At 40.8% G+C, this 12,645-nt stretch carries 12 protein-coding genes and 2 pseudogenes; 10 read left to right on the top strand and 4 right to left on the bottom strand.

The genetic code is table 11. From position 1 onward, the window contains the following. Positions 1-169 precede the first annotated feature (169 nt). The 10 genes from AB5706_RS19305 to pnuC all read left to right on the top strand — a co-directional run bounded on the left by AB5706_RS19305 (position 170) and on the right by pnuC (position 10,844). Positions 170-523, top strand: coding sequence for a BlaI/MecI/CopY family transcriptional regulator (locus tag AB5706_RS19305; RefSeq protein WP_173770962.1), 354 nt, complete (start codon positions 170-172; stop codon positions 521-523). A gap of 4 nt (positions 524-527) precedes the next feature. Beyond that, the gene (locus AB5706_RS19300; protein ID WP_173770961.1) at positions 528-2,972 is read left to right on the top strand and encodes a M56 family metallopeptidase; all 2,445 of its coding nucleotides are present in this window, start codon (positions 528-530) and stop codon (positions 2,970-2,972) included. 461 nt (positions 2,973-3,433) lie between these two features. Then, positions 3,434-3,790: a plasmid mobilization protein gene (locus AB5706_RS19295; RefSeq protein WP_173770960.1), complete on the top strand. Its 357-nt coding sequence runs from the start codon at positions 3,434-3,436 to the stop codon at positions 3,788-3,790. A gap of 169 nt (positions 3,791-3,959) precedes the next feature. Beyond that, on the top strand, positions 3,960-4,196 hold the full coding sequence (locus tag AB5706_RS19290; protein ID WP_173770959.1) for a hypothetical protein: 237 nt from the start codon (positions 3,960-3,962) through the stop codon (positions 4,194-4,196). A 73-nt stretch (positions 4,197-4,269) separates the two neighbouring features. After that, positions 4,270-4,635, top strand: coding sequence for a helix-turn-helix domain-containing protein (locus tag AB5706_RS19285; RefSeq protein WP_117658848.1), 366 nt, complete (start codon positions 4,270-4,272; stop codon positions 4,633-4,635). A gap of 2 nt (positions 4,636-4,637) precedes the next feature. Beyond that, on the top strand, positions 4,638-5,495 hold the full coding sequence (locus tag AB5706_RS19280; RefSeq protein ID WP_118561641.1) for a KilA-N domain-containing protein: 858 nt from the start codon (positions 4,638-4,640) through the stop codon (positions 5,493-5,495). Position 5,496: 1 nt separating this feature from the next. Further along, complete coding sequence (locus tag AB5706_RS19275; RefSeq protein WP_173770958.1) at positions 5,497-7,173, top strand: recombinase family protein; 1,677 nt, start codon at positions 5,497-5,499, stop codon at positions 7,171-7,173. 258 nt (positions 7,174-7,431) lie between these two features. After that, on the top strand, positions 7,432-8,466 hold the full coding sequence (locus tag AB5706_RS19270; RefSeq protein ID WP_173770957.1) for a virulence RhuM family protein: 1,035 nt from the start codon (positions 7,432-7,434) through the stop codon (positions 8,464-8,466). Between the two features lie 669 nt (positions 8,467-9,135). Beyond that, positions 9,136-9,576, top strand: coding sequence for a GNAT family N-acetyltransferase (locus AB5706_RS19265; RefSeq protein ID WP_173770956.1), 441 nt, complete (start codon positions 9,136-9,138; stop codon positions 9,574-9,576). Positions 9,577-10,163: 587 nt separating this feature from the next. Beyond that, positions 10,164-10,844, top strand: coding sequence for a nicotinamide riboside transporter PnuC (gene pnuC / locus AB5706_RS19260; protein WP_148461152.1), 681 nt, complete (start codon positions 10,164-10,166; stop codon positions 10,842-10,844). Between the two features lie 29 nt (positions 10,845-10,873). Here the strand turns inward: pnuC and AB5706_RS19255 are convergent. From AB5706_RS19255 to AB5706_RS19240, 4 genes and pseudogenes are all read right to left on the bottom strand, one after another. Then, a pseudogene (locus tag AB5706_RS19255) lies at positions 10,874-11,260 on the bottom strand (recombinase family protein); the annotation flags it as partial. A 10-nt stretch (positions 11,261-11,270) separates the two neighbouring features. Then, positions 11,271-11,963 (bottom strand): annotated as a pseudogene (locus AB5706_RS19250) (phage tail tape measure protein); the annotation flags it as partial. 89 nt (positions 11,964-12,052) lie between these two features. Continuing rightward, complete coding sequence (locus AB5706_RS19245; RefSeq protein ID WP_148461153.1) at positions 12,053-12,334, bottom strand: type II toxin-antitoxin system YafQ family toxin; 282 nt, start codon at positions 12,332-12,334, stop codon at positions 12,053-12,055. Continuing rightward, positions 12,331-12,603 (bottom strand): type II toxin-antitoxin system RelB/DinJ family antitoxin, encoded by a 273-nt coding sequence (locus tag AB5706_RS19240; RefSeq protein ID WP_118578232.1) that lies wholly within the window; start codon positions 12,601-12,603, stop codon positions 12,331-12,333. Before AB5706_RS19240 ends, AB5706_RS19245 begins: the two co-directional genes overlap by 4 nt. Positions 12,604-12,645 lie beyond the last annotated feature (42 nt).

Genomic DNA, 12,645 nt, shown 5'->3' with positions numbered 1-12,645 from the left:
AAAGTTGAAAAAAAGAAACCCCTATCCCCTCAAGATTGAGGGGCAGGGGAGTTGAAGTGTCGAAGACACTTTTTTATTACAATTCCATGAAGTCTATTGACAATATCATCTACATCATGTAGAGTATATTTATCTATATGATGTAGATAAAAGGAAGGAGGAATCATATATGCCTACAATGGGAGTACTTGAGTCCCGTTTTGCGGATATTATTTGGAATCATGAACCGTTGGCTTCCAGAGATCTTATTAAAATGGCAGAAGAGGAGTTGAGTTGGAAGTCAACCACCTCCTATACTGTTCTAAAGAGATTGTGTGAACGAGGCATTTTTCAGCTTCATGACAAAATGGTTACTTCGCTAATATCACGAGAAGAGTTTTATGGAATGAAAAGCGAGCAGTTTGTCGAGGAAACTTTTGACGGCTCTCTTCCTGCGTTTATAGCTGCTTTTGGCACACGAAAAAAACTATCAGATGAAGAAGTCGAAGAACTCAAAAAACTCATTGACGGATTGAGGAGGTGATTTTATGTTCTTCTATACATTTTTACCCAAACTATTAAATATGAGTCTTACTGCAAGTGTGGTTATCGTATTGGTTTTGCTACTTCGGCTTCTTCTTAAAAAGGCTCCGAAGGTTATCTCATATGCACTTTGGGGAATTGTCCTTTTTCGACTGATATGCCCTGTATCTATTGAATCCAGTTTTTCGCTGTTCGGTTTACTTGATACTCCTGTTGCTGAAAGTGGCACAATGGCAAGTCGTATCGAGTATGTTCCGAACGATATTGTTCATACAGAGTATCCTAATATTGTGCTGCCAGTTCCCGGTTTTGATGATGCAATTAATAATACTTTGCCTCAAGGGGAGGAACAACTAAGAGCTGACCCACTTGAGGCACCGATGGCAATTGCTACCTATGTTTGGATGGTAGGTGTCATCGGAATGGGTATCTATGCGGCATTATCTTACAAACGGCTTCGGAGAAAGCTAATCACTGCTTCGCCATTACGGGAAAACATCTATCTGGTAGATGATATTACATCGCCGTTTGTCATGGGGTTATTTAAACCTAAGATTTATCTTCCATCCTCTGTAGAAGAACAGGAACAGTCCTATATTCTGATGCACGAGCAGCATCATATCCGCAGATTTGATTATATTATAAAAGCTCTGGCTTTTGTTGTATTGTGTATCCATTGGTTTAATCCCTTGGTATGGATTGCTTTCATCCTTGCCGGTAGGGATATGGAAATGAGCTGCGACGAGGCTGTGATAAAGAAAATGGGAGATTGTGTTCTGGCAGATTATACAGCATCGCTATTAAGCCTTGCTACTGGTAAACACATCATTGCCGGTACGCCGCTTGCCTTTGGTGAGGGCGACACCAAGGGGCGAATCCGTAACTTGGCAAACTGGAAGAAGCCTGCTTTTGGGATAATCGTAGTGGCGGTTGTTTCATGTGCGTTTTTTGCGGTCTGTTTGTTAACGAATCCTAAGCAGGAGAGTTTCAGACTTAGAATTATCATACCTGCCGGTAGCCAGGAGACCGTTGTATATGCCGATGAGGAGATATCCCCCCTGGGAAACTACATTACGGTAACCGCCGATGAAGGTCTTGGAGACACGCAAGTTTTCCTAAAACCAGTACAGGTGAGAACAGAAACAGCCTACGATGAGCCTGCTTATCTTATCCCTGGTATGCCTGTGAAAATGGATGCGGAAAAAGGTGGCTGGTTCAAAATTGGTGTGAATGTGCAAAATAATACGGATGAGGATAAAATTGTTTATGTGAATGTAGATAATATTGAAGTAAGAATAGAAAGTACAATCTTGGATGATATAGAACAATACAGGACGGACTATATTGGCGATGCTCCAAAAGTCTCCTCAATTGCGCACCTTCTCTCTTATCCAAAGGATTTCCGATATTCATCAATAGAGCTTAAGACCCAGACGAAGCCTTACGAACTCATTGTTTATCTTACCGGCAATGATCCTGTACAGAAAAAGGATTTTGATCTTTGCGCAGCTACCGCTTTTGATCTAATCGGAAATATGGATGTTATTACTTTTTGTAAAGTAGAAACTGGTGAAACTATCGCGTCTTTCGTGCAATCAGATTTCGATAAAGTAGAAGTATATGATCTTGATACTGCGATCAACCAAGCAATTTTGGAGCATTTCTCCGACGAGAATACGGACGGTCTAATCCATGTAGAAAGTCATGTGCTGCTTGCAAACGAGGCCATAAGCGGTACCCCGATGGTTGGTGAAGATACCCACATAGAGGAAGAAACCGTATATCTTCTGGTTCTTCATGAAATCTATAGTACCTATGGCGGCACTTTAGAATCCGTTGGCGGGAGCTTTATTCCCACTGCCATTACTTTCGAGGTCCTTGATTCGGGAGAGTATACGTTGAAGGAATATTGGGAACCGAGAGACGGAAGTTATTATACAGACGATATTCGGGATAAATTCCCCGGTGCTGCTGCGGATGATGCGCTGAACGATCAGGCGTATATCGAAGATTTGCAGACACAGAATTACAGTAAGGCACTGGCATGTCTGCATAGTGCGGGCAGTCTGGATACGACGATTGAAAAATTGCTGGATACCATCATGGCTTCTCCGACTGCCTCCTCCAATCCCTCCGATTACACGCAGGCACATGAACCCGAATATCAGGAACTGCTGAGCTACGGGGAATACACCCTCCGGTATTGCTTCTCAGAGTTTTTGCAGGGAGGGCAGACTGAACTACGTGGGCAGATTATGGCATTAATCTGTCAGAATATTATGCTTACATGGGGAGAGGGGTACGCCATTGACCAAGATCTCGTCACTGGACAGGATTGGTTTGATGCTTTCAAACGGCGCGCAGAATCGCTTGACAAACAGTATAGTGATGAGGATATGGAAAAATATTATCCGGGAAGTTGGCTTCTTTGGCAAATAATAAATGAATAAGAATTAAACCATCAGGGCATTATCAGCCAGTGGTTGTTCATAGCAAATTCTTTTATCTTTTTGCTTGGTTCATTGTAAGTGACTCTTGACAAAATCAAACAAATATTCTATATTTAACAACGGAGATTCTATACCCAAAAACAGAAAATATGAATACACAAACGAAGCTCAAACCCGTGTGGTTTGGGCTTTTTCCAATTTTATATGAACTCTGAGAACAACAATTTGCAAAAAGTCAATTATCACTTTTTGAAAGTTTTTGGACAGAAATTTTCACAAAACGGTTTATGCAATACTAACAAATTTTTGGGAAAGAAATAGTCTCGCAAGCGTAACAATATGGCAATCGAGTAACATCGGTTGCTTTTTTGTTGCTTATTTTCAGAAATCATTGTTTGCCCCGGAAGAATGATTTCTAAAAGAAACCAGAAATCAAAAGAAGAGAGTGGAGGAAATGCAAAATGAAAGAATATTCGAAAGGTATTTATGTGAAATTTAAACCGGAGGAGGTGGAGATACTGCATAACCGAATGAAGGAGGCCGGAGTTCAAAATATGAGCGCCTTTATCAGAAAAATGGCTTTGAATGGATATTTGATAAATTTGCGATGGCCAGATTTGAGTAAGGTGTTGTCCTTGCATTCAAGAATTAGCAATAACCTGAATCAGTATGCGAAAAAAGCAAATGAAACCGGAAATATCTACAGAGAGGATATTGCTGAATTAAAAGAGATGCATGCTGAGCAAACTAAGTTACTTAGAAAAACGCTTAAGTCAGTTATTCATCTTTATGATGTAGATTTAAGGAAGAGAAATTAATTATTTTCAAAAAGCGTCAGCGTGGCTCTGCGGCTTGCCAGCAGTTCAAGGGGATGGGGGCATCTCCCCAACAAGCAAAAAATGCACCTGGTATATACCGGTGCACTGCTTGCCAATTTGTGAAATAGCATGATAGTTAGTATGAATAATGTCAGAAAGGATTTTAATTATGGTTAAGAATAAAGTGGTTTTAAAAGAAAGAGATGCCTGGAGTGATTTGGCAAATTTTATCGGAGAGATGGTAGCAAAGTATGCAGAATCAATGGACTTGGATAATTTGCCTGATCCGGATTTTTATCTTCGTAGGGAAAGAATAAGACAGTTGTACACGGAGCTATATAAAGAGAAGAATATAACAAAGTTCAGAAATACAAAATTCTCTATTGAAAGAAAAGTTGCAGCATGATACTATAACCGTATAGACGGATAAACAAATTTATAAATACGGATATGTACGGAATGTTGATGGAGGAAAAATCATGATTATCAGTGAAAGAATTTTTTGTGTGATGGAGCAGAAGAACATAACGCAGTTGGAACTCTCAAGAAGGACCGGGATTGCAACAAGTAACATCAGTGACTGGAAGAAGAAAAAGACGAATCCCAAAGCGGACTGTCTGTTGTCTATATGTGATGCATTGGAGATTACTCCCGAACAGCTTTTGACTGGAAAAGGAATTGATCCGGAATATAAAGATGCAGATATGGATTATGAAGTTACCAGGTCGGATATTAAGATTTTAAAGCAGATTCACAGCCTTGGAGATGCGCAGTATAAAAGATTGATGGCGTATATGAAAGCCTTGCAGAAGTTGGAACAGATGGAGAACATGGTGGAGGAATAGAGATGGCAAATAAAATAGTTAGGGAAATTATTCACGCAAAAGGAATTGATATTGGGATTTACACGAAAGATTTTGAAAATGAATATATTTCGTTGACAGATATTGCAAAATATAGAAATGATAATGATCCCAGATTTGTCATTCAGAACTGGATGCGAAACAGAAATACAGTTGAGTTTTTGGCTGTTTGGGAAGAACTTCATAATCCAGATTTTAACCGTGTGCAATTCGAGGCGGTTAGAAGTGAGGCAGGATTAAACAGGTTTGTTATGACGCCAACCAAATGGATTGAACAGACCAATGCTATTGGAATAGTGTCAAAAGCAGGCAGATATGGTGGAGGAACTTATGCACATAGCGATATTGCAATGGCATTTGCTACATGGATTTCTCCGGAATTTCAACTGTATATTATGAAAGATTACCGCAGGTTAAAACAAGATGAAAATAGTCGATTTTCATTGGACTGGAACTTGAACAGGGCTTTATCAAAGGTGAACTACCGTATTCACACAGATGCGGTGAAGGAAAATTTGATTCCACCAGAGCTAACACCAGAACAGATTGCTTATACATATGCCAGTGAAGCAGATCTTTTAAATGTTGCTTTATTTGGTCAGACTGCAAAGCAATGGAAAAATAATAATCCGGGTAAAAAGGGGAATGTGCGTGATGATGCAAATTTAAATCAGTTGTTGGTGTTGGCAAATATGGAAAGTTATAATGCTATTTTAATTGAGCAGGGGAAATCTCAATCAGAAAGACTTATATTGCTTAGAAATTTGGCAATCAGGCAGATGGATACATTAGTCAGTATCAATCTGTCGGCAGTTTCGGCACTTCCTGGAGGTGATATGTAAATTGAAGAAAGAGAAAATCAAAGTATATTTATACACCCGTGTCTCGACAACCATGCAGATAGATGGCTATTCTCTGGATGCACAGAAAACAAAAATGAAAGCGTTCTGCGACTATAATGAATATGAAATTGCCGGTGAGTATGAGGATGCAGGAAAATCCGGCAAATCAATAGAGGGAAGAGTTTCATTTAATCAGATGATGGAGGATATTAAGTCAGGAAAAGATGAAGTATCTTATGTTCTTGTATTTAAACTTTCCAGATTTGGAAGGAATGCGGCAGATGTACTTGCAACATTACAAGTAATGCAGGATTTTGGAGTGAATCTGATTTGTGTGGAGGACGGAATAGATTCATCCAAAGATGCCGGGAAGCTTATGATATCTGTTCTGTCAGCAGTGGCAGAGATTGAACGTGAGAACATTCGTGTTCAGACCATGGAAGGCAGGATGCAGAAAGCCAGGGAAGGCAAATGGAATGGCGGCTTTGCACCGTATAGATATTCACTTATTGATGGAAAACTGGAAGTCAATGAGGAAGAAGCAGTTGCCATCAGAATGATATTTGACCAATATGTAAATACGGATTTGGGTGCAAATGGAATTGCAAAGTATCTTGAAAATCATGGAATCCATAAGATAGCCAGACAGAATGGTAAAAATCCGTTATTTGATGCTGCTCTAATCAGAAGGATTATACAGAATCCGGTTTATAGTGGCAAAATCTCTTATGGAAGAAGACGGACAGAAAAGGTTCATGGTACAAGAAATGAGTATAGGCAGGTTAAGAAAGACGATTACCTGTTAGTAGATGGTCTGCACGAAGCTCTTGTATCAGAAGAAGTATGGGAGCAGGCGCAGGTCAAGGTGGCGGCACAGGCTAAAAAGTATGAAAAGGTCAATCGTGACAAGAGAGAAAAGATTCATCTATTATCAGGAATTTTGAAATGTCCTGTCTGCGGTGCCGGAATGTATGGCAACAAGGCCATTAAGAAGCGCAAGGATGGAAGCAATTATAAGGACTTTTATTATTATGGCTGTAAACACCGGAATATGACCAGAGGCCATAAGTGTGATTATAAAAAACAGGCGCATGAGGAAATGCTGGATGCTTCTGTTGCAGAGGTGATCAGTAAACTGGTTAGCAATCCTAAATTTTCGGATTTAATACGCAGCAAGATAAATATGGAAGTAGACACAAGCGTATTAGATCAGGAAATAGCAAATTACGAAAAACAATTAAGACAGCTATATCACAATAAAGATGCTATATTGTCAGATATAGATTCTCTTGATTATGAGGATAAGCATTATCAGCGAAGAAAAACAGATTTAGAGAACCGTTTGTACAAGACTTATGATAAAATAGAGGAAGCAGAGGAATTGCTTATAACTGCAAAAACTAAGAAACGCGCTCTACTGGCAGACAAGATTACCGGAGACAATATCTACAAAGCTCTCATTTTCTTTGATAAGCTGTATGCCCATATGAACGAAGCTGAGAAACGAGAGTTCCTGTCACAGTTAGTGGATAATGTGCAGATTTACGAAGAACGTAAAGAGAATGGTCAGTGGATGAAATCCATAGAATTTAAGTTGCCGATTATAGAAAAAGAGTTTACACTAAGTTTGGACAATGATACACAAAATGAGACTGTAGTATTGATGTCAAGAAAATAAAATCAAGTGCCAGAAAGCGGCGTATTTCCGGGCTTTTTCGGAAGTTAGGAATAGAAGCCTAACTCTTGAAAAAGCTCGGTTGTTTTATATGGAAACATATCTACCGCGAAATCTGTGTCAGGTTGTAACCTCGGATTAGATGTCAGGCATTTGGGGATGATTTTGGGAAAATGAAAACGGATGACAACCAATCCGGCAATTCGACCATTTGGGGTGTTTGTAGGCAGTGGAATAGATGTTAGGAAGGAGGCGCTTTAGTTGGCAAAGAAAAAAGATGAGATAACCATCCGCTCTAGCGCAGCGGAGTACTTAACCTATGTTGCCTCAGTAGGTGATCAGCAGGGCAGCATAGAGATGCGCTACGAGGATGAGAATATATGGGTGACGCAGAAGATGATGGCCACATTGTATGATGTTGGTACCAATACAATCAATTATCATATAAAAAAGATATTCGAAGATAGTGAGCTACAGGAGGAGTCAGTTATTCGAAAATTTCGAATAACTGCTCCTGATGGAAAAAGTTACAATACAAATCACTATTCCTTGGAGATGATCATTGCCGTAGGCTTCAAGGTCAATTCCGAGCGTGCGGTACAGTTCCGAAAATGGGTAAACCAGATCGCCAAGGACTACACCATCAAAGGCTGGGTCATGGATGATGAGCGGCTGAAGCGCGGAACGTATCTGACAGAAAAGTATTTCGATGAGCAGCTAGAGCGCATCCGAGAGATCCGTGCCAGCGAAAGAAAATTCTATCAGAAGATCACTGACCTGTATGCGACAGCCATTGACTATGATAAAAATGCTGCAACAACGAGAAGATTCTATGCGACTGTTCAGAATAAAATGCATTATGCCGTTCATGGACATACGGCGGCGGAGATGATCGTGGAAAGAGCGGATCACACAAAAGAGCACATGGGATTAACCACCTGGGCAGATGCTCCTGACGGAAAGATTAAGAAAAGCGATGTCACGGTTGCTAAAAATTATCTGAGTCAGGATGAAATGAAGCAGCTGAATCGTATGGTGACGGCATACCTGGATTTTGCGGAAAACATGACCTTACGACATATTCCGCTTACGATGCAGGACTGGGAAAAGAGGCTCAACAGCTTCATTGAAATGTTTGATTATGGCATTTTACAGGATGCGGGTAAGGTGTCCGCAGAAATTGCAAAGCTTCATGCTGAGACAGAATTTGAAAAATATCGCGTGATCCAGGACAGTTTATTCATGTCCGACTTTGATAGGTATATGCTGGAGTTGGAAGAAAGCGCAAAGAAATAAGGATCAGATACCAGGTCGAGACGGTGAAATCAGGCAACTCAACTCCCTGCGAGTGTATGGCAAATCCGTGGTTTGAACGGATGGATTGTGTAGAAGTTAAGCGGCCTTCACTGTCTCAACGGTCGAGACAGTGGCAGGTGGCAGCAGTGTAAACTTGCCTTGCATTGTATAGGTAGAAAAGGCCTTATACCGACTTGTTCCCATAGACTTCAATGGTTAAGACCGAGCATAAGGTGCTGTGGGAGCTTGCTCACAAAGGCACCATTATGCGATGGGCTGTATGCGGCGAATGCCGCGGATAAGCGTAGGAAGCTTTGCTTCCGTAGCGCATCCGGCGTGGCGTAGACAAATTAAAAAACATAGATTCCGAGCTTTTTCGGAGGTTTGGATTTGAAGCCAGACTTTTGAAAAAGCTCGGTTTTCTTATATGGAAACATATCCGCTGCAAAATGTGTGTCAGGTTGTAACCCCGGATTAGATGTCACGATTTGAGACAGTGGATTAGATATGTGGAGAATTGTTTAAATCGGAAGTTGATGGAATGGCCTGGTAGAGATGGTTTCAGCGATGGGGGACGTATCTAACCGAGGCGAAATAATCCCTGCGGAATAAAAGAGGAAGGCAGAGATGCTGATGAATTTCAGTTTATTACAAAAAGGAGAATTAGTCATGATAAGACGAGCAATAGATAGAGATGCATCGAGAATTGCTGAGATATCAGTATTCTCCAAGCGGATGAACTATAGAGAAATTTTTCACGATGATATGGTTTCATTTGGTGAAATACAAGTTTATCCGTTGGCAAAAGAATACATCGAGCACCCAGAGATACTTAAGGAATTTTATGTATATGAAGATGATTTTGTTAAGGGGTTCATTCATATTCAGGGAACGCAAGTCTTGGAATTGTATGTAGATACGTTTTTCGTGGATCAGGGAATCGGAGGTAAATTATTAGATTTTGCCGTAAGTAGGAATTGTAATTCACTATGGGTTCTTGAGAAGAATACAAAAGCGCAGCGCTTTTATTTGCGACACGGTTTTACTCCAAGTGGAGTAAGGCAATTGGAAGAGGGAACAGAACAATTTATCATTGAAATGATACGTTGAAGTAAGTAGGTTATTCTAGAAGTTAACTGTACCAAAAACATACAATGGAGAAGCTGTAATCCATAGATATGTTTCCACAAACTGATGAGACGTTGGACATATTTTCGCAAACCAACGAGTAAAAAAGAGAGCAGTTCAGACGTCTCAACGCATGTTGAGACGGCAGTCTTGATGTCAAGAAAATAAAATCAAGTGCCAGAAAGCGGCGTATTTCCGGGCTTTTTCGGAAGTTGGGAATAGAAGCCTAACTCCTGAAAAAGCTCGGTTGTTTTATATGGAAACATATCTACTGCAAAATGTGTGTCAGGTTGTAACCTCGGATTAGATGTCACGATTTGAGGCAGTGGATTAGATGGCAAGGGAAAATTCGGTGAATCGCGATTTGTCAGAGCGTTATAGAGGATAAAATTATGTTTTTTGGATATTATCAATTTCACGAAAGTAATTATGCAATCCTTCATATGCAGAAGGGTGCCATTGCTTCGCAAGAGAAGCATATAAAGGGTATCCAATTTTAAGAGACAACAGGTATAAAATATATCTAATTTCCTGTTGTCTCAAATCAACGTATGAAGGGAATTAGAAAAATGAATAATCCATTTAAAAGAATGACCAAAAGAGAATGGGCACTTTGGTTCGTGTCTATTGCTATTGTTGTTATGTCGAATATTATGGCAGGAAGAGTAGATGCTTTGACACTTACTGCAACTTGTATTGGTGTAACTTCACTGATATTTGCCGCACAGGGAAATGTATGGGCACCGATATTGATGACGATTTTCTGCATCCAGTATGCGATAATATCATACCGTTTTCGCTACTGGGGAGAGATGTTTACTTACTTATTTATGTCACTTCCGATGTCTGTTTGGTCGATTGTGACATGGCTGAAAAATGCGAGAAACAGTAGTGATGGAACAGTAGAAATACGAAAAATTACAAGAAAAGGAGCAGGAGTTCTTGTTCTTTGCAATGTGGCAGTGACAATTGCATTTTATATATTACTAAAAAAACTTAACACGCCGAATCTGATATTTAGTACCATTTCGGTAGTAACAAGTTTTTTTGCTGCATCACTCACTATGTTACGGTCTTCCTATTATGCTTTGGGATATGCATCGAATGACATCGTGCTGATTATCTTATGGATACTGGCATCAATTAAGGACCCGGGGTATATTCCAGTGGTTGTAAATTTCTTGATATTTTTTCTTAATGACATGTATGGATTCATATGTTGGAAGAAAAGAGAAACAGCACAGTGTTAAGACAATTCTGGTTTGTGGATGTAGAAAATACCCTCCAGGTATTCCCGGTAGATGCGCTTTACCACCTCTGCCTGTTCCGGATCGATGATGAGATTTCCATTTGCATCTTTGGTGTAGCCGAGGAAGTGATTGTGATTTACCTGTATCTGGCCATTCTGGTACCGAAACTGGAGTCCCAGCTTCACATTCTGACTGAGGGATTATGATTCCTGCTGCGCAAGGGAAGCCATAATCGTAATCAGAACCTCACCCTTGGCATCCATTGTATTGATGGCTTCCTTTTCAAAGAAGACGGGAATGTTCTTATCTTTCAGCTGGCGGATGTATTTCAGGCAGTCCAGCGTGTTTCTGGCAAATCGGCTGATGGACTTGGTGATAATCATGTCGATGTTTTCGGCTTCGCAGTCGTCAATCATCCATTGCCTTTGTATTTGCGTTAGAGCTTGCCGCTGCAAGGATATCTGCGAAATGCCCAGAATCTTTGGCTGTCAGACCAAATGCAGTCAGTGCATCGGTTACGATATCCGATGTGGTGGCGAGGTCCTCACCAGATGCCGCAGCAAGGTTCATGATACCTTCGATACCATCCAGCATGTCGGAGGTTTTCCATCCAGCCATCGCCATGTAGTTCATAGCATCCGCAGCCTCGGATGCTGAGAACTTGGTTTTCGCACCCATCTCATGAGCCTTTGCACGGAGCTTATCGAAATCATCTCCGGTTGCACCAGACACGGCGGCTACCTGGCTCATAGAAGAATCAAAATCGGAGTCTGTTTTTACAGCAGCAACGCCAAGAGCTGTAACTGCAGCAGAGGCAGGAAGGAGCTTTTCGCCGGTGGAGGAAACCTTATCGCCTGCAGACTTCAGGTTTTCACCAGCAGTAGCAATCTTCTGCACAGCAGTGGCAGACTGATTGGCCTGCGCTTACAGCTTTTTGAGATATTCTTCCGTTTCGATGATCTCCCTCTGAAGAGCATCATATTTCAGGAGCTTTTCGACATCCTTAAGTTGTGACTGCGTATTCTTGATTTCTGAATTGACACCCTTTAAGGCACTCTGAAGCTTGGTAGTATCGCCACCGATCTCGACCGTGATACCCTTGATTCTACTTCCCGCCATAGCGCACCTCCTTTCCTGGATTTGGGCATAAGAAAAGCACCTACCATTTCTGATAGATGCTTTCTGAATTGCTATTCTGTTTTTTAAATCTATTTTTTGAATAGTTCTGAGTGCGTACCAAGCCTGTAAAGCATGAGTACTAAAACGTTGTTCTGAATCTCATAAATGAGCAACCAGTCCGGTTCGATGTGACACTCACGCGTGCCTTTATAGTTTCCTGTAAGGTCATGATCCCTGTATTTTGCATCCAGCGTACCGCCATTCGCCAGAATATCGATTACCTCAAACAGCTTATCAAGATTTTTATTTTGCTTTTTGGCAAGCTTCAAATCCTTTTTAAACTGATTGGTAAACTGAATGTCGTATTTCATACGTCGAGAGCTGCCTTAAGCGCATCCATACTGGAATAACGCGGAGCAGAAGGATCCTTCATCATTTTTCTGCCATCCTCAATGGCAGCGGCTGTCGTATCATTCGGTACTTCCAGTTTTAATTCAAAAGGAATACCATGCTCACGGATAGCGGTTCTCAGGAACATATTTACAGCAGTTGTCATATTCAGACCAAGCTCATTGAAGATTTCCTCCGCCTGATCCTTGATTGCCTTCTCTGTACGAATATTTAAATTAGTTGTTGCCATACAGAACACCTCCATTCAAGTATAGTATACTCAAATGCGCGT

The sequence above is a fragment of the Ruminococcus sp. RTP21484sp1_RTP21277st1_D2_RTP21277_210401 genome (assembly GCF_040924225.1).
Classification (GTDB): Bacteria; Bacillota; Clostridia; order Lachnospirales; family Lachnospiraceae; genus Blautia_A; species Blautia_A faecis.
The sequence above is the reverse complement of the archived record's forward strand: the minus strand, read 5'-3'. Positions and strand labels throughout refer to the sequence as shown.